Genomic DNA, 26,481 nt, shown 5'->3' on the forward strand with positions numbered 1-26,481 from the left:
AGTAGATGTATGAATAATTTATCATGATATGTGAATTATAAAAAACTTTTATTTAATTTCATATAAATATAGCAAAGGGGCATTATTATGAATTATGGATTTTCTGTTTATTTTGGATTGGATAATACTAAAGAAGAAAATATAAAATTGTTAAAGGATGCACATAATCTGAATATTACAAGGATATTTACATCCCTTCATATACCAGAGGCAAATTATAATGTCTTAAAGTTAGAAGTAATAGAATTTTTTAAGTTAGCAAAAGAATATAATATGGATATAATAAGTGATATATCACCTAATACTTTTAAGTTCTTAGAATTAGAAAACATGGACTTAAAAGAATTAGGTAACATTGGTGTTAAGACTATTAGAATAGATTTTGGATATACCGAAGAAGAAATAGCGAGAATGAGCAAAAATCCTTATGGAATCAAAATTCAATTAAATGCATCAACAATTACTAAGAGATTTTTTGAGAGATTAGATAATTATTCACCAGACTATGAGAATATAGATGCACTTCACAATTTTTATCCAAGGGTGGGAACTGGAATCTCTGAAGAATGTATGAAAGAAAAAAATGCTATTTTGAGCGAGCGAGGGATTAAAGTCTCTGCTTTTGTGCAATCGAATAATAGAAGGAGAGCACCTTTAAAAGATGGATTACCAACATTAGAGGATCATAGAGGGAAAAATGTAAGAGAAGCTGCTAACCATTTATTTGCATTAGGAAATCAATGTGTTTTCATTGGAGATTCTCTTCCAAGTAAAAAAGAATTAGAAGATTTATCATCATTAGATCCTAATGCAGTTGAGCTACTAATAGAGTTAAAAGATTATAATGATATAACTCTAAAATTGCTAAAAGAAACTTATACCCAAAGAATAGATGAGGCTAGAGATGCAATAAGAGCAGCTGAAAGTAGATTGCTTCTTAATGGAGAAACTATAGAGCCATTTAATACAATAGACAAGAACTTCGGTGATATTACATTGGATAATGTAAATTATATGAGATATATGGGGGAATTACAGATTCTTAAAACAAATCAAAAAGCTGATATTAGAACAAATGTCATAGCTTCAGTTACGAAAGATTACTTATATTTATTGAAATATATAGATGGTGGTAAAAGATTTTATTTTAATATAAAATAATTGTAAGAGCAAAACCAAGTACGATAAGGTGTGAGATTATGAATGTATTACAGTATATTAAGCAAAATTATGACAGTTTTACAGATAGAGAAAAGTTAATAGCAGATTATTTAATAGAAACTAAGGAACGGATTATATCAATGTCTGCAAGAGATATAGCTGAGGCTACAAAAACTTCAGCTCCAACAGTAGTAAGATTTGCTAAAAAAATAGGGTTTAATACTTTAAATGAATTGAAACTAAAATTATCTATTAATATTAGCAAAGAAGAGGAAGCAGGAGCTATACAGTTTCAATATTTAGATAACGATTTAGGAACAAAAAATATTATCTATGGAATTAAACAATCAGTAGATTCAATTATGGAACAAACGGTCAGCTTACTAGATGAAGAATGTTTAGACAAAGCAATAGAACTACTTATAAGCGCTAAAAATATTTATATTTTTAGTGTTGGGGTATCAGGGCTTGTTGGCCAGGACTTCTATTATAAACTAAGCAGGATGAATAAGAGATGTATATGTAATACAGATACTCACCTTCAAATAACTTCATCTGTATTATTAGAAGAAGGAGATGTAGCACTAGCAATATCATATTCAGGAGAGACTAAGGAAGTCATTAAGTGTGTAAAAAATGCAAGACGTAGAAAAGTTCCAGTTATATCAATAACAAAGGCTAGTGTAAATAATACAATAGCTGATATTTCTGATATAGTAATTCGCATACCAGCTGTAGAAAAATCAATAAGAGAAGGAGCAATTAGCTCGAGAATTTCTCAATTAGCAATAATAGATATGTTATATATTGGGATGATTAGAAATAACATAAAAGAAGTAGAGGAGAAATTAATTTCTACAAGGAAAGCTGTTAAAGAACTATAAAAGTAAAATTACATAAGAATTAAAACATATTTACATTTAAAAGTTAAAAAGTGTTTAAATTTAACAATTTAAAAAGGTATGAAGAAAACAATTTATAAAGGGAAAAATATATAATTTTAACAAGAAAACAATTTAAGAATATACAATTTATAGGGAAAATCAGGGATATAGAGCATTTATATAAAGGAAGCAATTGCAAAACAGCAATTTCTAATAGCAGAATAAAAGGCTATGAAATGTAATAAGTAAGAAGATGTGTGGTAAATAGCTTATGAAAATATTAATAAAGAGGAAACATAGGGGGAAAAGGAAAATTCAAATTATAAATATCATAAGAGTAAAATAAAAGCTATGGTTATAAGATTAGTTGATATCTTATAATCATAGCTTTTGAACTAATGAATTTTTTAAAATATTTAGAGAGAGTTAAAATGCTTTAAAAAGTATTTTACTCTTATTATTTTTTTCGAAAACTGTAATATTTAATAATGAAAATAGCAGCTATTTAATTATTAGATCTCCATCATATGATGTAATTATTTTATATAAATCAGGGCGACGATCTCTGAATATTCCCCATTCAATACGTTGTGTCTCCAATTGATCTAAATCAAATTCAGCAACTAATACTGTTTCTTCTGTACGATTAGCTTCAACAATTTTATTTCCTTGAGGACCTGCTATAAAAGAAGAACCATAAAATGTTATTTTAGAATCTTCATCTTCTTCAACTCCAACACGGTTTGATGCAATTACAGGAACTAAATTTGCAGCAGCATGACCTAACATGCAAGCTTGCCAATGGTCTTTTGAATCAATAGAGCCGTCTTGTGGCTCAGAGCCAATAGCAGTAGGATAGAATATCATTTCAGCTCCCATTAAAGTCATACATCTAGCAGCTTCAGGATACCATTGATCCCAACAGATACCTACACCGATTTTTCCGTAGCGCGTATTCCATACTTTAAATCCGGTATCTCCAGGATTAAAGTAGAATTTTTCTTCATATCCAGGACCATCAGGAATGTGACTTTTTCTGTAAGTTCCAAGTATTTCACCATTAGCATCGATTATCGCTATAGCGTTATATCTAGCATAATTCTTCTTTTCATAGAAGCTTATTGGTAGCACTACCTTAAGCTCTTTAGCAATTTCTTTAAAATGATTTATTGCTTTATTTTGTGCTACTTCGGTAGCATATACATAGTAATCAGATTTCTCTTTTTGACAAAAATATGGAGTTTCAAATAATTCTTGAAGTAGAATAATTTGAGCACCTTTTCCAGCTGCTTCTCTTACGAATTTTTCTGCTTTAGAAATATTTTCATCAATATTACAAGAACAGCTCATTTGTGTAGCTGCAACTTTAACTTTTCTCATGTTATCACCTCATCTTATTTTTCTATAGTACTTTTAGGTTTCTTGGAAATGGCATTTGTTGAGTTGTGCAATGTACATTACCGCCTTCTTTAATAACAGCCATTCCATCTACAGTTCTTATTCTTCTTTTTGGGAAAGTTAAACTTAATACTTTCTCAGCCATTTTATCTGCTTTTGATGCATTTCCACCAAAAGTAGGTAAGATAATACCATCATTAACAAAATAAAAGTTTAGATAACTTAGAGTTAGCCTTTCTCCTTTGTATTCAGCTCTAGGTGGTTGATTAATTGGGATAATTTCAAACTTTCTGCCCTTTGCGTCTGTTGAATTTTTTAAGATTTCAATATTTTCTAAAGTAATTTTGTAATTTGCATCATTTGGATCATCACAAGTTTGAATAATTATTTTAGTAGGTTCAGCAAAGCAGGCTATATTATCAACATGGCCGTCAGTTTCATCTCCATCTAGTCCGTTCTTAAGCCAAATAATTTTTTCTATGTTCAAGTATTGCTTTAAATATGTTTCAATTTGTTCTCTAGTAAGGTTAGGATTTCTGTTAGGATTTAGCAAACATTCTTCAGTAGTAATCAATGTCCCCTCACCATCAGTATGAAGAGAACCTCCTTCCATAATTAAAGGAGCATCAAATTTTTTAATATTGTAATGCTCTAAAATTTGAGGAGCTACTTTATCATCTAAATCCCATGGTGCATATTTTTCACCCCAGGCATTAAACTTCCAATTTACACCTGCTCTATTTCCTTCGTCATCAATTAGAAATGTAGGGCCATTATCTCTAAGCCATGCATCACTATGTTCAATAGGGAGTAGTTCTATATTAGACTCACTAAAAAGTTTTTTTACATTATCCAATTCATATGGATTAACAATTACTGAAACTGGTTCAAATTCAGCAATTGATTGAATATATTCTGCATATCCAGCACAAACATCTTTATAGTTATCTGGATGACACATTGAATCTTTTACTGGCCAAGATATGAATGTACGCTCATGAGCAGTCCATTCAGCAGGCATTTTATAATTAAAATCTTTTGGATACATACAATACCTCTTTTTCATGCTTATATTTTATATTTTTAATACTATATATAGTATCTATCATATAATAAACTCCACATTGCATCAATGTCAAGGCCTGAATTATAGGAAGAATATAGATGGATTTTTAACGGTTACATTTTTAAGAATAAGGTATATTTTTTACCTTGATTATGTTTTTATGAAAATTGTAGAAATATACATCTATAAACGTTATCATAGGCCTAATACAAAATATTACACTATTTTTATAAATTAAACGTATAATTCATTGTGCTAAAATTATAGTGGTTATTATAACAATGTTTCATAGAATAAAGTATGGAGTGATTATTATGAGCTATATTCAAAAAGGTACACGTGAATTTCGCCATGCTAGTATTGCTTTATTTGCTGGCGGCTTTAATACATTTGCGATTTTATATTGTACACAACCATTAATGCCTTATTTGTCTAAGGAATTTGGTATATCACCTACAATGGCGAGTTTATCGCTGTCAGTTACAACATGTACATTGGCTGTTAGTATGTTGATTTTTGGTTCATTGTCAGAGGTTCTTGGGAGAAAGCCAATTATGTGTTTTTCTCTTTTCGCATCATCAATACTAGCAGTATTGACGGCTATTGTTCCTAATTTTAACAGTATGCTAGTAATACGATGTTTGCAAGGATTTGTCTTAGCGGGATTACCTGCAATAGCTATGGCTTATATTAGTGAGGAAATTGACAAATCAAGTTTAGGATTAGTAATGGGGTTATATATAAGTGGTAATTCTATAGGTGGAATGAGTGGACGTATTATTATAGGGGTAATTAATGATTTTTTTAACTGGAGATTAGCGTTGGCAGTTATAGGTATTTTAGGACTTATTTCAAGTTTTTTGTTTTGGAGAAAGCTGCCTTTATCAAAGCATTTCGAGGCTAGATCATTTGAAATTAAGAATTTAATTAAATCAAGTTTTAATCATTTAAAGAATCCTAATCTTCTTTGCTTATATGGTATTGGATTTTTAATTATGGGAAGTTTTGTTTCGTTATATAATTTTATAGGTTTTCAATTAATTGAACGACCATACAATTTGAGCCAAACCTTAGTGAGCTTTATTTTTGTAATATATATAGTAGGAACATTTAGTTCAACATTTATGGGACGTCTAGCAGATAAACATGGACAATATATAATGTTATGCATTTCAATTTTTATAATGTTATTTGGGATAAGCATTACATTAAATGTAAGTCTTTTGCTAAAGATTATTGGAATAGCTCTTTTAACATTTGGTTTTTTTGCAGGCCACTCAATAATTAGTAGTTGGATTGGCAAAATAGCAACTCATGATAAGGCTCAGGCGTCATCTCTTTATTTATTATTTTATTATGTTGGTTCAAGCGTTGGTGGAACTGCTGGAGGAACGTTTTGGTCTTTATACGGATGGGAAGGCGTTGTTATCATGATATCATGCTTTTTAGCAGTTGCATTTTTTATTCTAATTGGCTTATCATCAGTTTTAAAACTTATTAAGATAGAAAATCATGGATAGAACCTCGTTTATTTGCAAGAAATCAAAAAGCCAATGCTTAATGTTATTAAGCATTGGCTTTAAATCTCTAAAATAAGATCCAAAATATCGGTACTCTAATTTTGACGCCTATCTCTCGATAGGTGGGTGTTTTCACAGATGCCTCAATCGCTTTTAAAACCGTAAAAGGATTCACTCAAAAGTACATTTCATCATCTAAATATTAAACTCCCGAATTTAATTTGTAGGTTCAAAATAAGAGCTTAACGAATATCTCAGAATTAATAATCAAGGAAACGTGCACTCATTGTTGACAGTTAACATACTTGCGCTACTAATATAGTTAGCTCAAACTAGGTTTATCCACGGCACTCAGAAGTTATCATTTACCGCTGCTTCCTTCCAGATCTGACGGAATTCACAAGTTTCTGCTGCATGGGACCCGATTCTCAACACCACTTGTATTAGACTGACCAAATGGATTAAAGCCTATAATGAGAATTCAATCCTGCTATAGCGGATTGCAGGTTACAGGGCACCGCTAGCTCCCCATCTAGCACGAAAATTACTTATAATGACAAGCATTTTCTTGCCGTGAAATAATAATAACATCTTCAAAGCTTATATTCAAGAGACATTTCCGTGGGAATTTAAGTGAATATTTGATAATTTTTCGGTATTTGAAAAGATATTCTTCTAAAAAGTTATATGATTAGTTAGGAATAAATTATCGTAACTTGTTGAACAATAATAACAAATATGTTCATATAACTTGAGTAAGGAGTACTATTTATGAGTATTAAAAATGTTCAGCGTCAAGAAATAGAAAAAGTTTATGGTAAAATAAGTCCATTTGAATTCAAGAATGAATTAATAAATTTAGCTGAGGGGCAAAGAAAAAAGAGTGCCCGTACGTTATTAAATGCAGGAAGAGGTAATCCTAACTGGACTGCTGCAACACCTAGGGAAGCTTTTTTTACTTTTGGAATTTTTGCAGTAGAAGAAACAAGAAGAGTTTGGAATGATGTCGATTTAGCTGGTATGCCTAAAAAAGAGGGGATAGCTGAAAGATTTTATGATTTTTTAGACCAAAATAAAGAGATGCCAGGAATAGAGCTTTTAAGAAGAATAAGCGATTATGGTATTAAAAATCAAGGGTTTGATGCAGACTCTTGGATATTTGAGCTTACAGATTCTATTATAGGAGATAATTATCCAGTGCCAGATCGGATGCTAATACATATTGAAAAAATTGTTCATGAGTATCTTGTTTCAGAGCTTTGTTACAATAAACCGCCTGTAGGGAGATTTAATATTTTTGCAGTTGAAGGGGCTACTGCAGCAATGTGTTATATATTCGATAGCTTAATCGCAAATGAATTGCTGGCTCCTGGAGAAAAAATAGGACTAATGGTTCCAGTTTTTACGCCTTATTTGGAAATACCACATTTGCCGCGTTATAACTTTGAAATTATACATATTGAAGCGACAGAACTTACAGAGGATGGAACTCATACGTGGCAATACCCAGAATCAGAACTTAATAAGCTTAAAGATTGTAGTATTAAGGCTCTATTTGTTGTTAATCCAAGTAATCCTCCTTCTGTAGCAATTAAACCAGAGAGCGTTAAGCAGTTAATAAATATAGTAGAAGATTATAACCCTAATTTAATGATTATTTCAGATGATGTTTACAGCACTTTTGTAAATAATTATAGATCTCTAATGGCAGACTTGCCATATAATACGATAGGTGTTTATTCTTTTTCAAAATATTTTGGAGTAACTGGATGGAGACTTGGAACAATATCACTTTATTCAGAGAATATCTTTGATAAATTATTAAAGAATTTACCAGAAGATAAAAAGGTTGAGTTAAGGCAGCGGTATGGGGATCTTTCAACGACTCCAGATGATATAAAATTTATAGATAGAATTGTAGCAGACAGCCGACAAGTAGCTCTTAATCACACGGCAGGATTATCAACTCCACAGCAAGTCCAAATGGCCTTCTTTTGTGCGTTTGCTCTATTAGACGAAGAAAACACATATAAGAAACAAACCAAAGATATTTGCAAACGAAGACAAAAACTTTTGTTTAAGGGTCTAGGATTAGATTTAAGAGAAGATCCGTATGATGCTGCATATTATACAGAATTTGATTTATTAGAATGGGCTACTTGCTATTATGGAAGTGAATTTGGCGAATATCTTCAAATTAACTATAAGCCAGTAGATATTTTATACAAATTGGCTGAGGAATCATCTATAGTTCTATTAAGTGGTGGAGGGTTTAAAGGACCAGAGTGGTCAATTAGAATATCTCTGGCTAATCTTAATGATGATGCATATTCAAGGATTGGAGAGGCACTTCATAAAATTTTAGATGAATATGTTACTTCATGGAGAAATCAAGGAAATAAGTCATAAGAAAGCTAAGAAGATAACTAGTATTAATTTAGTTATCTTTTTAGCTTTCTTACTGTTTCTTTAATTCAAAAAGTGCTCCACCTAATAGAGCATAGACTTTTTCATCATCTGTAATAAAAAGAGTTGCAGAATGAGTTGTCTTTTCAGGCTGCGTTATTTTTATATATTTAATTTTATCACCTGAAATACCAAGATTTTTGAAAGTATCATTATAAGTGTTATAAAATTCTGTAGCTGTAATTGTTCCTTCATTAATAGTTGGATCAGATACAGCTCCGTAAATTGAGGAAATCTTATCTTTCTCTATAGTAAATTTTTGACCTATACATAGAGATATAGTAGATTCGCTTAGAGTAGTCTTTATATTCGAAGGTATATGCTTTTCAATAGTCCAAGTACCATATAGACTTTTATAGTATGAAGGGTCTTGGCTTTCGTTATTTGATAAATCACTATTGCCTTTGGGCAGATTACTATTGGAATGTCTGAAAAAAGAAAATGCAGATATGATTACTATAAACAATATTATTACTAATATATATAAGCTTTTTGATCTAGAGTTTTTCATTTTTGTGATCCTCCTTAAGATATTTTATTATATAATTTTTTTCACATTAAAAAAATAATTCTAATTTATTGATAAAAATAACTTGAATTTTTAATTTATTTTAGTAAAGAGGATATAACCTTCTGATTAGAACCTTCAGCGATATTTTCATAGCTTTTCGGAATCAAAATTTGTGATTTCCATAAGTTATCACATAAATCTAGTTTTTAATAAATACCATATTAGAAAGTAGAAACATTTTTATGCAGCAGGCATTGAAAATGAGCTGTTAAAAGCTCTTAATTTTAGGTTGTTCAACTAATGCTTGTAACAATGAAATTGGGAGCAAGCATTAGTGGTGCAACCAGCAATTTAGTACTTTCAGCGAAATTTTCATAGTCCTGTGAAATAATAATGTTTTTACTTTCGGCAGGTGATTGCATAAGTCTAAGTCATATATTGTTTATCTATATCTAAGCAATTAAAGATTAATTTGCCAAGAAAATTGCATACTATAAATGCATTTTTCTTAAACAATCTTCCAGCCAATCTATGTATGATTTTTCCCTCATGATGGCTCCGTTCAATATTATATAGCCCCCGAAATCTGAAGAGGATACTGTTAAAATGTCTTTTGTCTTTAAAAGCTCATCCATTGAATTTTCAAGGTATTCCAATCTTTCAATGTGTTTGGTTAGTGTATTTTTAAATTGCTTTATTAAAGTATCGTGATCCATCTCATCACAGAAATAAGCTTTAAGTTTAAAAATATCCTTTGGGGTTGGCTCTAAAGGATCGTCTTTTGAAAGCCATTTCTGCAATGACTTTCGCCCTTTTTCAGTTATAGTATATAACTTTTTTTCTAACTTTTCTCCTTGTATAACAGTCTCGTATGAAATTAACCCCTCATCGGTTAATTTCTTTAATTCGGGGTATATTTGACTATGCTTAGCATACCAAAATTCAACTAAACCAGAATTAAATTCTTTTGTTATATCATATCCGGTTAAAGGATTTCTATTAATAAGTCCTAAAATAGCATATTTTAAAGTTCTCATACATGCACCTCTAATATTTCTGTAGCTTATTTGAATGTTATTTGCTTGAGTTTATCCAATGACAATTTTAGCATAGTAAAATATAAAGTGAAATAGAAAAATATTAACTGTTAAACATGTAAAAATTGACATGTTTATTTTTGCAGTATTATAATATAGTTGAATAAAGGAATTAAGGTAATCAGATAATTAAACGTTTAAACATTATGGGAGGAAATTTATGAATAAGTATAAAAAGCTATTTGAACCTATTAAAATTGGTAACTGTGAGATAAAAAATCGTTTTGCATTAGCGCCAATGGGACCACTTGGACTAGCTGATAGCGAAGGTGGATTTAATCAAAGGGGAATTGACTACTATACTGAAAGAGCTAAAGGCGGGACAGGCCTAATTATCACTGGAGTTACTTTTGTAGATAATGAAGTAGAAGAACATGGTATGCCAAGTACTCCATGTCCTACACATAATCCAGTACATTTTGTTAGAACAAGCAAAGAAATGACTGAAAGGATACATGCATATAATGCAAAAGTATTTTTACAAATGTCAGGTGGATTTGGAAGGGTTACAATTCCTACTAATCTTGGAGAATATCCACCAGTTGCACCATCAGCAATTCAACATAGATGGCTTGATAAAATATGTCGTGAACTTGCAATAGATGAAATTAAATCTATAGTTAAAAAGTTTGGAGATGGGGCTTATAATGCAAAGAGAGCAGGATTTGATGGTGTACAAATTCATGCTGTACATGAAGGTTATTTAATAGATCAATTTGCTATTTCATTATTTAATCATAGAACTGATGAATATGGTGGAAGCCTAGAAAATAGACTTAGATTTGCACATGAAATAGTAGAAGAAATTAAAGATAGATGTGGAGAGGATTTCCCTGTAACTCTTAGATATTCTCCAAAGAGTTTTATTAAAGATTTAAGAGATGGAGCACTTCCAGGAGAAGAATTTATTGAAAAAGGAAGAGATTTAGAAGAAGGTATTGAAGCTGCTAAGTTACTTGTATCCTATGGATATGATTCATTAGATATAGACGTTGGATCTTATGATTCATGGTGGTGGAGTCACCCACCAATGTATCAAGAAAAGGGGTTATACAGACCATATGCTAAATTAATGAAAGAAACTGTTGATGTTCCAGTAATATGTGCTGGAAGAATGGACAATCCTGATATGGCTCTTGAGGCAATTGAAAATGGAACTTGTGATATTGTGAGTCTTGGAAGGCCACTTCTTGCAGATCCTGATTATGTAAATAAATTAAGAGCAAATAAGTGTAATTCAATTAGACCTTGTATATCATGTCAAGAAGGATGTATGGGGCGTCTTCAAAATTATGCTATGCTTAACTGTGCGGTAAATCCACAAGCATGTAAAGAAAAGGACAATGCATTAACTCCTATATTAGGAAAGAAAAAAGTACTTATAGTTGGTGGTGGAGTTGCAGGTTGTGAATCAGCAAGAGTTTTAGCTCTTAGAGGGCATGAACCAGTACTTTATGAAAAGACTGATAGATTAGGTGGAAATCTTATACCAGGAGGTTCGCCAGACTTTAAAGAAGATGATATTGCATTAGCTAACTGGTATACAAATACATTGAAGCAACTAAATGTAGAAGTCAATTTAAATAGCGAAATTACAAAAGAACAAATACTAAGTCATAAGGCAGATTCTGTGATAATAGCAACAGGATCTACTCCTAAAGTATTTTCATTGGGAGATGATGAGAGAGTATTTACAGCAGCAGATGTATTATTAGGAAAGAAAGAGTCAGCTAATAATACTGTAGTAATTGGTGGTGGATTAGTTGGCTGTGAATTAGCGCTTGATCTAGCTAAGAAGGGTAAGAAAGTTACTATAGTAGAAGCATTGCATAAGATTCTTGCACTAAATGGTCCTTTGTGTTCTGCAAATAGTGAAATGCTTGAAAGATTAATACCATTTAACGGTATTGAAGTAAAAGTAAATTCAAAAGTTAAAGCTTATAAGGATGGAAATCTTGAGATAGAAACAGAAAACGGAGTAGAAAAAATTAAATGTGATTCAGTAATACTTTCAGTAGGGTATAAGGAAGAAAATTCTTTATATAGAGAATTGGAATTTGAGATTCCAGAAATCTATCTTTTAGGAGATGCACGTAAGGTTTCGAATATTATGTATGCCATCTGGGATGCATATGAGGTTGCAAATCATATATAATTAATCTAATGTTAGCAAAGTGTCATATAAGCTATTTATATGGCACTTTATATTTAGAAGGTTTTTCATATAATATTTTAGGAGTAAATTTTATTTACAAAATCAATATTGTAAGATATGTATATGAATTATAAAAAGGCAGTGAATTTGTATTTATAAATTTACTGTCTTTTTTAGTATAGAATGTAAAAATAAAAAGTGATATTATAATGATATTGGAACTGATTTACAATATTAGAAGGTTAGTTTCTTAGTAAGAAAGGAACATTGAGAATGGGAAATTTACTAAAAAGAAAAAAGAATATATCAATTAAAACTAAGTTTATAATAAGTGGATTACTACTTGGATTCAGCATTCTTCTATTTGCAATGGCACGGTATATATATGGATTTTCAAATTTCTATTACAAGTATATTTATTTAACACTGGTAAATACACTTTCAAGATGTTTGTCATTAATACCATTTTCAGTATACGAAATAATATTATATGCTTTCCTTATATATATTCTTGTAAGAATATTAAATTATACATATCTACTCTTTTCAAAACAACTTTCATTAAAAAAAATAATGATAAGAGCTACTTCAAATGTGCTTATATATATATCAGCATTTGTATTTTTAAATATAATGACTCTAGGGATAAACTCATTCAGATTAAATTTTGTTGAATTAACTGGATTAAAAGTGCAGGATAATTCAGAAGAAAAATTAATAGAACTTTGTGACTATTTAAAAGTTAGATTGAATGAGTTAGATGGAAAGATAAAAAGAGATGAAGATGGACTATTAAAGCTAGATTATGATGCAAGAAAAGAAGGAATAATCAGTATGGAACATATAGGAGAAATTTATCCGTCTTTGCAAGGTTTTTATCCAAATCCAAAGCCAGTTGTTTTTTCAAAACTTATGTCATATCAATTATTGGAGGGAGAAACAACTTTTACCCTTGAAGCTAATTATAATAATGATATGCCCAAATGGAATGTTCCAAGTACAATTTGTCATGAATTGAGCCATGTAAGAGGTTTTAATAGTGAAGATGAGGCAAATTATATAAGTTTTCTAGCATGCACTAACTCTAAAAATTATGAATATCAATATAGCGGATATCTTATGGCGTATTCTTACTGCATGAATGATTTATATTATTTCAATCAAGAAGCCTTTAAAAGAATAAATAATGAACTTTCAGATAATGTGAAATTAGAATTAAAAAATGATTCATTATACTGGAGCAATTATAGAGGTAAAATATCAAAGCTGTATGATAATGTATATGATAAGATATTAAAAGCTGGTGGTCAAACAGAAGGAATTAAAAGTTATAATGCTGTCGTGAAACTACTGATATCAGGGTATAAAGTTCAATTTTAATAAGAAATGACCAAGGAGATAAACTTTCCTTTGGTCATTTATTTTTTTGCTTTTTCTCTTTTTCTTTTCCATTACCGTTACCATTGCCATTATTATTGCTATTATTTTTTCTTGTTTCTGGTGCAGGTTGAGTAACTTTTTGTCCTTGGCTTATAATCAAATCTATCTTTCCACTTTTTTCATAAGATGTACCAACAGTAGGAGATTGACTTATAACTAGGCCGCTTGATACAGTATCGCTGTATTCATAACCTATATTTCCAAGTAAAAATTCATTACTATTTATAATAGATTCAGCAATATCTTGAGATTTTCCAACTAATAGTGGTACTTGCCTTTTTTCACTTGGTTGCAACTTGTCATTATTTTCTTTACTAGTGGTTCCTAAAGTATTTTCTTCAATGCTACTATTTATAGGAGAATCCTTATATCCTGTATTTTTAGATAATCCTCCATAGAAATACTTACCTAAGGCAAAGGCAGCAATGCAAAAAGCAATTAGCCCAATTGATAAAATAACTTTTTTTGATTTACTTTTTAGGTTGCTTATATGTAAATTATTAGTGACGCTCTTTAATAGCACAGTTTCTTGTATTGGCTCTTTGCTCATAACCACAGTGGGATCAATTTCTTTATTGGTATCAATCATGACAGTTGAATCATCTATTAATGTGCTATTAAAGTCTATTTTTAAGTTGGGATTTTCTTTTAGTGAACTTAAAACATTAGCAAATTCTTTAGCTGATTTAAATCTATCGGCTGGATTTTTTTCTAAGGCTTTTAGAATTACTAAATTAATGTTCTCAGGTATATCTGTAATAAAATTCTTTGGCGGAATAACAGGTTCTTGTATATGCATAATTGCTACTGAAATAGATGTCTTTCCATTAAAAGGAACATTTCCAGTAATCATTTCATACATGACAATACCAAGAGCATAGATGTCAGTTCTGAAATCAACATATCCTCCTTTAGCTTGTTCTGGTGAAAAGTAGTGCACTGAGCCTATAATTTTATTTGAATTTGTTATTGTTGAAGAATTTGGAAGTTTTGCAATTCCGAAGTCTGTTAATTTTGCAATGTTATCATCTGAAATTAAAATATTATCACATTTTATATCTCGATGAATTATATTATTTTTATGAGCGTATATTAAAGCTTCAGCCATTTGTAAAGATATATTTAAGGTAGTATCAGGGCTGAGTCGTACATTATCCTTTAATACTTGTTTTAATGTTTTACCATTAATATATTCCATAACAATAAAATTAATATTATTCTCTGAGCCAATATCATAAATATTTACTATATTTGGATGTGATAAACTTGCAATTGAATTTGCCTCTCTCTTAAATCTGAGAATAAATTCTTCATTATTGCTTAATTCTGATTTTAATATTTTTACAGCTACAAATCTATTTAATAAATGGCATTTTGCTTTATAGACAATTCCCATGCCACCTTCACCTATTTTTTCAAGCAACTCATACCTGTTTATAAGTAATGTTCCAATCATATATGTCCCCCTAAAACAGTTGTATATCTATTATATCATAACTAATTTTATATTTGTTTTCAAATAATAGCAAAGAAAAAAGAAGATTATTACAGGAAATATCATTTTATTTTAAGTGATGATTTTATTTTATAGGAAAAAATGTCGTTTTCTTTCACATAAATATTTATTAGAGAATATATTATAAACATAGGAAGCGCATTAAATATTTTCATTGAAAATTCGTTGCTGATAAAGCATTGCATATGTGAAATAAAAGCGTTTTAAAGATACTCATTTGATTTTGGAGAACATATATCAACTTATACTTTATGTTGAAGATATATTTTAATGATATATGTAACTATAAAAAAATTAAAATGACCAAGTCAATATAAGTAATTTTTATTTCATTTTGAGTTTATATGCAAGGAGTTGTATAGAATGGAAAGATATGAAAATAAATGTAAATGTACTAAGCATGACTGCGAATTATGTAGTACAATCAAATCAAAACCAGTTAATTTGGAAAAGCATGGTGCAAAATTAGTAACAGTAAAAATAAAAGTAAATAATGTTTGCTTAGGCAAAAAAGTAGCTATTGCAGCTATTTTATATGATGATTGTGATAGAATACTTGCATTCAAAGGATTTGTAACAATGGCACATGAAGATCCTTGCGATCGTGATGCATGTGGAACTATTGAGCGTAAAGTAGTGTTCGTAATTCCAGAACAAGAAGAATGTGATCCAGAAAGATTAAGAGTTCGTACCATAGGAAATTATATATATCCATGTGAACCCAATAAATAGGTAATTATAAAAAAGCAATTGCGGGATAGGTAAATGAAGCAACCCTGCAGTTGCTTTTTAGTGTAAAGAAATTAAAAAGATATTTAGATATTCAAGATTTAGGAATAATAGTTTAAACATAGTGAAAAAATACCACTGAATAAAATTATAAAAGGAGATATTTTTTTATGAAGATAGAAGGTTACTTTAGTGGTATAAAAGCAGCTAATCAAGCTGTAGAAGCATTAAATAAAATAGGTATAAAAGATGCTGTGGCAGATATAAATGATCATTATACAAATGATAACCCTGGACAAAACAGGCCAGGCACTGAAAGCAGCACAAATAGTCTGGCAAACTTAATACTATCTAACGATAATCCTACGGTTGATTCAGGTTACGGGCCAATGGCAGCTGCAAATCCAATGGTAAGCGGTATGGGCGGTTTTGAAGAAATAGCTGATGTAAATTATAAGGTAATTGTAAATACAGATGAAAATAATGCTGAAAGGGCAAAACAAATTATAGCTAAAGCTGGTGGAGAGTTAGACGATCCTAATTTTATAGTTCCTAGTGGGCTAGAGAATATAGGAATGGATGATCTAGTCACCAATATGATAAATGAAATGAATAACATCACACTCTAAAGGTCTTTACATAGAAAGATAAAAATCTAAAACTTAGAATGTTGGTAATATTTTAAATAATATCATTTATTTTAATATAAAACTTTAAGAGTGTATTTTATAATGCAATATCTTAAATTTAGTTTAGTAATATAATTTTAACTTATATGTGTTCAGTAATAAATTTTTATTTGAAGCTGTGATATGTTAAGTATTCAATTGATACTAACTTCTTGTAAGATAAATTTACTCTTGCAATCAAGAAGTTAGTTTTTTATTTTACCATTTTATTCATATATTTCTCTTGACTTAGAGTTGTCTCGAAGGAGTAATATATTATTAAAGAACTTAATACTAAATTAGAAATAAGGAAGTGTATTAATAATGAAGAATTTTGAATTTTATGCTCCTACGAGAGTGATTTTTGGAAAGGATTCAGAAAAACAGATCGGCACTATTATAAAGAATCAAAATTGTAAGAAAGTCCTAGTTCATTTTGGTGGAAGCAGTGCAAAAAAGTCTGGGCTTTTGGATAAAATTTTTGAATCTTTAAAGGAAGCTGAAATCGATTATGTTAGCTTAGGTGGAGTTGTACCTAATCCTAGACTTTCAAAAGTATATGAAGGAATCAATTTATGCAAAAAGGAAAAGGTAGATTTTATATTAGCTGTTGGAGGAGGCAGTGTTATTGATTCAGCAAAAGCAATAGGATATGGCATAGCTAATGAGTGTGATGTATGGGATATATATAGTAAAAAAGTTATTCCAACCGGCTGCTTACCTGTTGGGGCAGTTTTAACTATTGCAGCTGCAGGAAGTGAAATGAGCAATTCATCAGTTATTACAAATGAAGAAGGATGGCTGAAAAGAGGATGTAATTCTGAGTATGCACGTTGTAAATTTGCAATTATGAATCCGGAACTTACTTATACATTACCTAAATATCAGACTGCCAGTGGAGCTACTGATATATTAATGCATACTATGGAACGTTATTTTACAAAAGAACAGAGCATGGAGATAACAGATAGAATTAGCGAAGGATTAATGAGAACAGTAATTCATAATATAAAAATATTAATGAAAAATCCAAAAGATTATAATGCACGTGCTGAAGTAATGTGGGCAGGAAGTCTTTCGCATAATGATTTAACTGGATGTGGTTCAGTTGGTGATTGGTCATGTCATCAATTAGAACATGAACTTGGAGGTATGTTTGATGTTGCTCATGGAGCTGGTTTGGCAGCAGTTTGGGGAAGCTGGGCTAGGTATGTGTATAAAAGTAATATAAGTCGTTTTGTACAATTCTCTGTAAACGTAATGGGAATAACCAATGACTTTTATAATCCAGAAAAAGTTGCATTAGAGGGAATAGAAGCAATGGAAAGTTTTTATCATTCTATTGATATGCCAATATCAATAAAAGAACTTGGAGTTAATTTGACAGATGATCAAATTGATGACCTAGCTTATAAATGTAGCTTCAAAGATACTAGAACCATAGGGGAATTTCAAAAGCTCAATATGGAAGACATGAAAAAAATTTATATAATGGCTAGATAAAAATTATTTCAGGAATTATAGTCAGTGTTATAAATCTTTAAAGAGCCCAAAAGTAGACAAGATAAGCTTTTTGGCTCTTTTATATGTTAATAGGTAGTGATAAATTTTTAGAGAATTTGATCAGTAAACATGATAAGACTCAACTTAGACAAAAAATTGAATACAATATATAACAGATAACTATTTTAAAGGAGAATAAAATGAAGGTTATAATTATAGGTGGAGGATGGGCAGGGTGCTCTGCCGCATTAGAAGCAGTAAAATTAGGTGCAGAAGTTGAGTTATATGAGAGAACTGATTTGCTACTTGGAGTAGGAAATGTTGGTGGGATAATGAGGAATAATGGAAGATATACTGCTGCAGAAGAGCTGATAAATCTTGGTGCAGGTGATTTCATAAGAATTATGGATTCAATAGCAATTCATAAGAATATAGATTTCCCAGAACACAAACATTCATGGCTATGTGATATAGGTAAAGCTGAACCAATTGTTCGAAGATATTTAATAGAATGTGGAGTTAAAATATTTTTGCAAAGTAGAATAACAGATGTAAATATGGAAGGCAATAAAATAAAATCATTGGTATTATTTAATAAAGATATTATAACTGGAGATGTATTTGTAGAAACTACAGGATCAACAGGATCAATGCCTAATTGTGTGAAGTATGGAAATGGATGCGTCATGTGTACATTAAGATGTCCTAGCTTTGGTGCAAGAGTTAGTATAAGCAGTAGAGCAGGAGTAAATGACTTAGTAGGAGAAAGAGCAAATGGAATGAAGGGTGCAATGAGCGGATCTTGTGAATTTCCTAGAGAATCTTTATCAAAAGACATAATAAAAGAATTAGAGAAAAATGGAGTTGTAGTTATTCCTATACCTAAGGAAGATGTACATTTAGAAAAGTTAGAACAAAAGGTATGTCAGCAATATGCGACCTTAGAATTTGCAGAGAATATTATATTATTAGATACAGGACGCGTAAAGCTTATGACATCTCACTATCCACTAGATAAATTAAGGAAAATAAAAGGATTAGAAAATGTAGTTTATATAGATCCACTAGTTGGAAGTAATGGTAATTCAATTAGATATTTATGTGCTGCGCCTAGAAATAATTCAATGCAAGTAAATGGCGTTGAAAATTTATTTTGTGGAGGTGAAAAAAGTGGATTCTTTGTAGGTCATACTGAGGCTATGACTACAGGGACTTTAGCAGGTTATAATGCAGTTCAGTATTTGGAGAAAAAGCCTTTATTAGAATTGCCAAGAGAGCTTGCTACAGGTGATATTATTGCATATGCAAATGACAAAGTTAAGGAAGGAAAAATGAGTGAAAGATATACATTTTCAGGAGCAGAATATTTTGAAAGGATGAAAGATTTAGGATTGTATAGCATAAATAATGATGAAATAAGATCAAGAGTTAAAAAACTAAATTTAACAAATATATTTTTAAAGCAATGTAAAAACTAAGTTACTATAATTAAAAATATTAAATTTTGGGGAGCTTTTATTAGCTTCCCAATAATTATGAATGAAAATAAGAATATAAATTCTATGAATTCATGTTATAATAAATATAAAATATGGTAATGTACATAAAGATTTATTTTTGAGGAATAATAACGCAATGTTAAGTAAAAATAAATAAGGAATTATTAATAATAATTACGTCCTAAATAAAGAGAGATAACTTATTTAATTAAAACGTTATATCCAATTGGTTTAATACATTGTTATGGAGGATATTATGAAAAGTGTAGAAAAAGGAAAAAAACTATTTTTATCCATGGTAATAGCAATATTAGCTGTAAGTATAGTTACAACTGCATTTAGCTATTTTATGCAAGGAAACATAGGAATAATTTCAGGACTAACTAGGACTGTAGTAGAAGCTATTCTATTATATTTTATATTTAAAGGAAAAGCATGGGCTAAGATTATAATGATAATTTTGCTTATAATTGTCATTCTAGCGGCAGTTGCAGCAATTATGATTTCGCCTAATATAATGATTACTATGTTAATGATAGTGTATATCTTTAGCGTATATATTATAGGAATATCGCCAAGTGTTAAAGAATATTTAAAGTCAAGTAATAATAAGTAAAGCAATAAAATAAAGAGGTATTTTGATTTTTATCAAAGTGCCTCTTTATTTATTGCTTTAAGTAATATGGCTAGAATTTTTTTATGCAGAGTACATCCGAATTATTTTATAGTAAATAGTACTAATTGTAAAACCAACTTAACTTTATTAAGTTTCTGTTTATAAATAAATAATATAAATAAGTTTTTGTATTATTTAATAAAATTTAATTAAAATAAAATTATGATATAATAGGCATAAAACTCTTATAGTTTTATATAAAATTGGGGTGATAATATGTCAATTACTGTAGGAAAATTATTTGGAAATGGGGCCGTTTTGTATCAAATGAAACTGCTAGCAGGACAGAAAGGTCTTAATAATCTAGTGGAATGGGTACATATTATTGAAAATGATGAGGTGAGTGAATTTCTTCATGGAAATGAAGTTGTCCTTACATCAGGAATTCTAAATGATGGCGATGGATGGTTGTTAGAATATACAAAAAAGCTATATGCTGCTCGGGCAAGCGCTTTTGTTGTAAATATTGGGCCATACACCAAGTCAATACCTAACGATGTTATAGAATATTGTAACCAAATAAAAATGCCTCTTTATACTATTCCATGGGAAACAAGAATGGTAGATTTAACACGGAATATATGTTATCGAATAATGCAAAGTGAGCAAGTAGAAATAAGTATAGCAAGTACGATTAAGAATATTATATTTAAAACAGGTGATATAGAAACATTAATCTTACAGATGGAGAGATATGGGTATTTGAGAGACAGTCATTTCTGCTTTATAGTCATGTCATTTGAACACAAAGAAGACAATCAATTAGAATTTGATATGAATAAAATTAAAATGTATTCAGAAAGATTAGCTAGAAGTATTCATGAATTATATATTTCATTTTCATATAAAGATTCTTGGGTTCTGGCTCTTGTGAATTATGGAAATTACGATGTCACTAATTTTGTTGATACTTTTTTTAAGAATTGGAATGAACCTTCATGGAAGGTTCATATGGGAATAAGTGAAAATAAAGCAGGCATTAAAATGCAGGCGGAGAATTTTAATAATGCTTTCACAGCAATGACGATGGCCAAAAAACAAGGAAAAGAAATGGTGTTTTATGATAAATTAGATATTCATAAATTGCTTTTAAATGCTAAAGATAAAGAAGTGCTTAAAGAATATTACAAGGATACTCTAGGTAAGTTAGAAAAATATGATAAGGAAAATAATACTGATTTAATGAGCTTCTTATATATGTTTTTACAGAACAACGGTAGTCAAAGTCTTGTTGCTGAGAAACAATATATTCATAGGAATACAGTAAATAATCAGCTTAAAAAGATTGAAAAGATTACTGGATATAATCCATCAAATTTAGAAGAAAAACTACGATTTTATTTAGGTTTCTTTGTTAAAGATGTATTATAAGAGATGAAAACATAGCAATTGCTATCAAAAAAACTTTGATTAAATAATATATAATTAGCTAGGAGGAGATAAAATTGCCTGACTATTTTAAATATGTTTTAAAAGGAATAGATTTTATTGAAAATAATATTAAGAATGAAATAAATATTTCAGATATTGCCAGTGAAGTAGGATTTTCTAGATTTCATTTTATAAGAATTTTTAAAGTAATAAGCAATGACACAATTTTTGAATATATTCGCAAAAGAAGACTTACAAGTGCGGCTATAGATCTTATCGAAACAAATCTGAATATTTTAGATATTGCTTTTAAATACGTGTATAACTCGCAAGAAGCTTTTACAAGAGTATTTCAAAATTATTATGGTTTAACTCCTAAGAAATATAGAACACTTGGGGTGCACTTATCCAATTTGTATAAACCAAGAATTACAGAAGAAGATTTAAAATTTAAGAATGAGTCTGCAAAATTGCAATATAAAATTATCGAAAGAAAGGAATTTTATGTTATTGGCATGAAATATACGGGGAGAAATAGTAAGAAAGAAGTACCGAAGCTTTTCAATGAGTTTGTTTCTAATATGCATAAAATAGACGGTAACATTATTTATGATGGTTTATATAGTTTGGACATCTGCGATAATTCAGAAGAGTTTACCTGTTTAGTAGGAGTGGAAATATCAAATATTTATAATCTGCCAGAAGGTATGGATATAAAAAAAGTAAAAGGCAATAAATATGCAATATTTGATCTGCCTAATAACATTGAAGATATACCTTTTACTATAAATAATATTTACTACGGTCTAGTTAAACAAAAAGAAATTATACCAATAAACAATTATGTTTTTGAGTTCTACGATAAAAATTTTGAACCTAATGGAAGAAATGGAAGGGCAAATTTGTATATTCCTATTGAATAGAATATGTAAATTAGGAGTGATACTATGAATATATTAATAATAGGAGCAGGTGTTATTGGAACAACCTATGGATGGCAGTTGAGTGAAGTTGGAAATAATGTTACTATCTTGGCTAGAGAAAAAAGGTTCAAAGAACTTAAAAAAAATGGAATTCGTATTCGCTGTTCTGATTATAGAAATGGGGAAGAAAATTTTAAGGATTTAATATATAAGCCTTGTGTTGTAAATGACTTTTCAAATGAGGATAGATTTGATTTTATAATTGTTTCTGTAAAGTCAACTCAGTTGGATGAATTATTTCAGCAAATTCAAAATAAAGTAGGCAAATCTGATGTGCTGATTTTTCAGAATTTTTGGGAGAATACAAATAAAATTGAAAGATATTTATCACCTTCTCAATATGTATTCGGTTTTCCTCATATTATGGGTGGAGGAATGGACGAAGAGGGGATTTACTGTACTATATTTGGAAACAAAACTGCACCTACTATGCTTGGGGAAAAGGATGGAAAGATAACAAAACGTATAAAAACCATAGCAAAAGTAATGGAATCTGCCAATTTAAATCCAGAAGTATCGACACAAATATTGCCTTGGATATTAACTCACTATGCCGAAGCAGCTGGACTTCTCAGTGGAGTAATGAAGGCAGGCTCAGGAAAAGCTTTTGCAGAAAGCAATGAAATATTGAAACATACAATACTTGCAATTAGAGAAGGTCTAAACGTTTGTAAAGCTCGTGGAATAGATATAGACAAAATAGAGCCTCAAAATCTATATTACTCATCTCTAGATGTCTTAATTCCAGCTTTAAAAAATATATATTGTACTGATGGAGCCCAGTTAATGATTAAAGGACATATTTCTCACTCTATTAATGAAATGAAGGCAATGGTCTATGATGTATTTGAGAGTGGGAAAAAATACAATGTAGACATGCCATATTTTAGTGAGTTAAAACATTATGTTGATAAATTTGTTGTTTTAAAATAATTGTAAAAATTTAAACTATCACATGATACTTTGCATAGTTAGAAATTGCTTTGACATATATTCAATTCAGTAATTAGTATAGAATTTGTAAATGTATAGTCTTAATTTTATTTTTTAGGATTTAGTAAAAAATTTCTTAATATGAGATGTGGAGCATAGCCGTCCTTAATATAATATTTATAAATAAATGTGCAGTTGCACAAATAAACTTAGTCACTTATTCATTGATATAACAGTTTTACTAGTATATAATAAAAACAACTTAAAGAAAAAACGAATTTAATAGAGATAACAGCAACGGAGCTTGTTCACTTGAATAAGTTCCGTTTTTTTATTTGAGGAAAATATTTAATGTATATGAGGGAGTGTATAAAGATGAATGGTGAAGAAATCAGAAATACTTTAAAAGAATATAATTTACAATCGTGGAGTAAACAAAGAAATTTAAATCCAATTTCAGTTGAAAAAGCTGATGGAATTTACTTTTGGGATTATGATGGAAATAGATATTCAGATATGTCGTCACAACTTGTTAATATGAATTTAGGTTTTGGAAATAAGGCGATTGGAGATGCAATAAAAGAGCAAGTAGATAAATATTGTTTTGTAGGGCCATCTTATGGAGCTGAATCTAGAGCCAAGCTTGCAAAGAAGATCATTGAATTAATGCCTGATAATATGGGGAAGGTATTTTTCACAAATGCAGGTGCAGAATCAAATGAGAATGCTGTAAAGATAGCAAGAATGTTCACAGGTAAGACAAAGGTGTTCAGCCGTTATAGAAGTTATCACGGATCTTCGTTTGGTGCTGGTAATTTAACAGGTGAACCTAGAAGATATCAATTAGAACCTGGTATTCCAGGATTCGTAAAATTCTTTGATCCATATATTTATAGAGAACCAATAGAATTCGAATCAGAAGAAGCAGCAACAAAATATTACTTGGCCAAGCTAAGAGAACAAATAATTTATGAAGGACCTGATAGTGTGGCTGCAATAGTTTTAGAGACTATAACAGGTTCAAATGGAGTTATCATTCCGCCAAAAGGATATCTTCCAGGAGTTAGAGCTTTATGTGATGAATTTAAAATCTTAATGATTTGTGATGAAGTTATGACAGGCTGGGGCAGAACTGGTAGAATGTTTGGCTTTGAGAATTTTGATGTAAAACCAGATATAGTAACTTTTGCAAAAGGTGTTACTTGTGGATATGTTCAACTTGGCGGAGTTGTAGTAAGTAAAGAAATAGCAGCTTACTTTGATGATAATTTATTATCTTGCGGACTAACTTATAGTGGACATCCCCTAGCTTGTGCAGCAGGTGTAGCGTGTATAAACTATTATGAAGAAGCAGGTATACTAAAAAATGTTAACGAAGTAGGTAGTGTACTTGGTGAAAAACTAGAAGAGATGAAAGCTTCTCACCCATCAGTTGGAGATGTGAGGTATATTGGATTATTTTCAGCAGTAGAATTAGTAAAGGATAAAGGAAGCAAGGAACCCTTAGTACCATATGGAAAGGATCCAGAAGGAGTTATGGGGAAAATTTTAGGATTATTAAAGGAAAGAAAGTTTATGACATATACTCATGAGAACATGATACTTGTTGCTCCACCACTAATAATTACTAAGGAGCAATTAGAAGAAGAGTTAGCTAAATTAGACGAAGTACTTGGAATTGTAGACAAACAATTTATCTAGATGAGGTGAGAAAATGGCATATGAGTTTAGTTTACCAAGACGTACGATTATTGGAGATAACGCATTAGAATCAAGCGAGAGTTTGATAAAATCCCTTGGGAAAAAAGCATTTATTGTATCTGGAAAAAACGTAACTAGAATTGGAACAGTTAAAGTTTTGACAGATTGTTTAGATAACTTAGGAATTGAATATGAAATTTTTAATGATATTATTGGAGAGCCAACCGATTTAATGATTGAAAGTGGCGTAAAAGCCTATAAAAACGCTAAATGTGATTTCTGCATAGCAATTGGAGGAGGAAGTCCATTAGATAGCGGTAAAGCTATTGCTGCCATGACAAAATTAGAAGGTTCAATATCTGATTACATGGGAAAAACAATTGAAGGAGATTTTCCACCATTGGTTTTGATTCCAACTACAGCAGGTACAGGTTCAGAAGCTACCAAATTTACGGTTATTACAGATTCAAAGAGGAATATAAAAATGCTTCTAAAGGGAGAAGCATTACTACCTGATTTGGCAGTGATTGATTCCAAATTCTCAATGACATCACCTAAAAGCGTAACAGCGGCAACAGGCATGGATGCGTTAACTCATGCAGTAGAAGCGTATACATCAAGAAAAGCAAATTCACTAACAGATACCTTTGCATTATCTGCAATCAAAAGAATTTTTGAGTTTTTACCATTGGTTTATAAAGATGGTGACAATAAAAAGGCTAGAGAAGAAATGGCCATTGCTGCATATGAAGCTGGTGTATGTATAAATAATTCTTCAGTTACCTTGGTACATGGCATGAGCAGACCAATTGGAGCTAATTTTCATGTTGCTCATGGAATTTCAAATGCCATGCTAATAAAGGAATGTTTATCTTATGTTTTGGATGGAAGCTATGAACGTTTTGGTTCAATAGGTAGAGTAATTAATGCAGCAGATGATAAGAAAAGTGATAAGGAAGCAGCAGAAGCTTTTCTAGAAAAATTAACAGAGTTATGTAACATATGTGAAATACCAACTTTAAAAGAGTATGGAATTAATAAAGAAGAATTCAATAAAGTAGTAGATAAGATGGCGCAAGATGCTATGAACAGTGGAAGTCCATCGAATACTATAAAAGAAGTTAAAAAGGAAGACTTATTAACTATATACAGTAGATTATGGTAAATATAAAATAATTGCAACGGTGCAAAACAAATAGTTTTG

General features: G+C 30.2%; 21 protein-coding genes and 1 other RNA gene. 16 read left to right on the top strand and 6 right to left on the bottom strand.

What is annotated here, in order from left to right; translation table 11 throughout:
• Positions 1–87: 87 nt before the first annotated feature.
• Both KEC93_RS09790 and KEC93_RS09795 read left to right on the top strand, forming a co-directional pair.
• Positions 88–1,161 carry a DUF871 domain-containing protein gene (locus KEC93_RS09790; RefSeq protein ID WP_023975824.1) on the top strand — a complete coding sequence of 358 codons (1,074 nt, stop codon included), beginning with the start codon at positions 88–90 and terminating at the stop codon, positions 1,159–1,161.
• A gap of 38 nt (positions 1,162–1,199) precedes the next feature.
• On the top strand, positions 1,200–2,045 hold the full coding sequence (locus KEC93_RS09795; RefSeq protein ID WP_077868572.1) for a MurR/RpiR family transcriptional regulator: 846 nt from the start codon (positions 1,200–1,202) through the stop codon (positions 2,043–2,045).
• Positions 2,046–2,546: 501 nt separating this feature from the next.
• On the opposite strand, the gene aguB is transcribed toward KEC93_RS09795, so the two are convergent.
• A complete protein-coding gene (aguB, locus tag KEC93_RS09800) occupies positions 2,547–3,425 on the bottom strand; it encodes an N-carbamoylputrescine amidase (protein ID WP_017209591.1) in 879 nt (292 codons plus the stop codon).
• 22 nt (positions 3,426–3,447) lie between these two features.
• Positions 3,448–4,491 carry an agmatine deiminase family protein gene (locus KEC93_RS09805; RefSeq protein ID WP_077868571.1) on the bottom strand — a complete coding sequence of 348 codons (1,044 nt, stop codon included), beginning with the start codon at positions 4,489–4,491 and terminating at the stop codon, positions 3,448–3,450.
• Between the two features lie 332 nt (positions 4,492–4,823).
• On the opposite strand from KEC93_RS09805, the gene KEC93_RS09810 reads away from it, so the two are divergent.
• Positions 4,824–6,029, top strand: a complete 1,206-nt coding sequence (locus KEC93_RS09810) for an MFS transporter (protein WP_077868570.1) — start codon at positions 4,824–4,826, stop codon at positions 6,027–6,029.
• Between the two features lie 275 nt (positions 6,030–6,304).
• Here the strand turns inward: KEC93_RS09810 and ffs are convergent.
• Positions 6,305–6,570, bottom strand: an RNA gene (ffs, locus tag KEC93_RS09815) — signal recognition particle sRNA large type.
• A gap of 230 nt (positions 6,571–6,800) precedes the next feature.
• Here ffs and aspD point away from each other — a divergent pair.
• Positions 6,801–8,438, top strand: coding sequence for an aspartate 4-decarboxylase (aspD, locus tag KEC93_RS09820; RefSeq protein WP_077868569.1), 1,638 nt, complete (start codon positions 6,801–6,803; stop codon positions 8,436–8,438).
• A gap of 49 nt (positions 8,439–8,487) precedes the next feature.
• On the opposite strand, the gene KEC93_RS09825 is transcribed toward aspD, so the two are convergent.
• Both KEC93_RS09825 and KEC93_RS09830 read right to left on the bottom strand, forming a co-directional pair.
• Positions 8,488–9,006 carry a hypothetical protein gene (locus tag KEC93_RS09825; RefSeq protein WP_077868568.1) on the bottom strand — a complete coding sequence of 173 codons (519 nt, stop codon included), beginning with the start codon at positions 9,004–9,006 and terminating at the stop codon, positions 8,488–8,490.
• Positions 9,007–9,497: 491 nt separating this feature from the next.
• Positions 9,498–10,043: a PadR family transcriptional regulator gene (locus KEC93_RS09830; protein ID WP_065417864.1), complete on the bottom strand. Its 546-nt coding sequence runs from the start codon at positions 10,041–10,043 to the stop codon at positions 9,498–9,500.
• Between the two features lie 220 nt (positions 10,044–10,263).
• On the opposite strand from KEC93_RS09830, the gene KEC93_RS09835 reads away from it, so the two are divergent.
• Together KEC93_RS09835 and KEC93_RS09840 are read left to right on the top strand one after the other, a co-directional pair.
• Positions 10,264–12,258, top strand: coding sequence for an oxidoreductase (locus KEC93_RS09835; protein WP_077868567.1), 1,995 nt, complete (start codon positions 10,264–10,266; stop codon positions 12,256–12,258).
• A 273-nt stretch (positions 12,259–12,531) separates the two neighbouring features.
• Positions 12,532–13,638, top strand: a complete 1,107-nt coding sequence (locus KEC93_RS09840; RefSeq protein WP_065417866.1) for a DUF3810 domain-containing protein — start codon at positions 12,532–12,534, stop codon at positions 13,636–13,638.
• Between the two features lie 34 nt (positions 13,639–13,672).
• On the opposite strand, the gene pknB is transcribed toward KEC93_RS09840, so the two are convergent.
• Positions 13,673–15,154 carry a Stk1 family PASTA domain-containing Ser/Thr kinase gene (gene pknB / locus KEC93_RS09845; RefSeq protein ID WP_065417867.1) on the bottom strand — a complete coding sequence of 494 codons (1,482 nt, stop codon included), beginning with the start codon at positions 15,152–15,154 and terminating at the stop codon, positions 13,673–13,675.
• Positions 15,155–15,577: 423 nt separating this feature from the next.
• Between pknB and KEC93_RS09850 the strand changes: the two genes are divergently transcribed.
• From KEC93_RS09850 to KEC93_RS09895, 10 genes are all read left to right on the top strand, one after another.
• On the top strand, positions 15,578–15,946 hold the full coding sequence (locus KEC93_RS09850) for a hypothetical protein (protein ID WP_039770408.1): 369 nt from the start codon (positions 15,578–15,580) through the stop codon (positions 15,944–15,946).
• Between the two features lie 167 nt (positions 15,947–16,113).
• Positions 16,114–16,572: a hypothetical protein gene (locus tag KEC93_RS09855; RefSeq protein WP_012058162.1), complete on the top strand. Its 459-nt coding sequence runs from the start codon at positions 16,114–16,116 to the stop codon at positions 16,570–16,572.
• Positions 16,573–16,935: 363 nt separating this feature from the next.
• A complete protein-coding gene (locus KEC93_RS09860; RefSeq protein WP_077868566.1) occupies positions 16,936–18,114 on the top strand; it encodes an iron-containing alcohol dehydrogenase in 1,179 nt (392 codons plus the stop codon).
• 200 nt (positions 18,115–18,314) lie between these two features.
• Entirely contained in the window at positions 18,315–19,592 is a 1,278-nt protein-coding gene (locus tag KEC93_RS09865) for an FAD-dependent oxidoreductase (RefSeq protein WP_077868565.1), read from the top strand.
• A gap of 277 nt (positions 19,593–19,869) precedes the next feature.
• Complete coding sequence (locus KEC93_RS09870) at positions 19,870–20,229, top strand: hypothetical protein (protein ID WP_065417870.1); 360 nt, start codon at positions 19,870–19,872, stop codon at positions 20,227–20,229.
• 276 nt (positions 20,230–20,505) lie between these two features.
• Positions 20,506–21,660, top strand: a complete 1,155-nt coding sequence (locus tag KEC93_RS09875) for a PucR family transcriptional regulator (protein WP_077868564.1) — start codon at positions 20,506–20,508, stop codon at positions 21,658–21,660.
• A gap of 74 nt (positions 21,661–21,734) precedes the next feature.
• On the top strand, positions 21,735–22,583 hold the full coding sequence (locus KEC93_RS09880) for an AraC family transcriptional regulator (protein WP_077868563.1): 849 nt from the start codon (positions 21,735–21,737) through the stop codon (positions 22,581–22,583).
• Between the two features lie 24 nt (positions 22,584–22,607).
• Positions 22,608–23,576, top strand: coding sequence for a ketopantoate reductase family protein (locus KEC93_RS09885; protein WP_077868562.1), 969 nt, complete (start codon positions 22,608–22,610; stop codon positions 23,574–23,576).
• Between the two features lie 375 nt (positions 23,577–23,951).
• Positions 23,952–25,277 carry an aminotransferase class III-fold pyridoxal phosphate-dependent enzyme gene (locus KEC93_RS09890; protein WP_077868561.1) on the top strand — a complete coding sequence of 442 codons (1,326 nt, stop codon included), beginning with the start codon at positions 23,952–23,954 and terminating at the stop codon, positions 25,275–25,277.
• Between the two features lie 13 nt (positions 25,278–25,290).
• On the top strand, positions 25,291–26,442 hold the full coding sequence (locus KEC93_RS09895; RefSeq protein ID WP_077868560.1) for an iron-containing alcohol dehydrogenase: 1,152 nt from the start codon (positions 25,291–25,293) through the stop codon (positions 26,440–26,442).
• The last annotated feature ends 39 nt before the right edge of the window (positions 26,443–26,481 follow it).

The sequence above is a fragment of the Clostridium beijerinckii genome (genome assembly GCF_018223745.1).
GTDB lineage: Bacteria > Bacillota > Clostridia > Clostridiales > Clostridiaceae > Clostridium > Clostridium beijerinckii.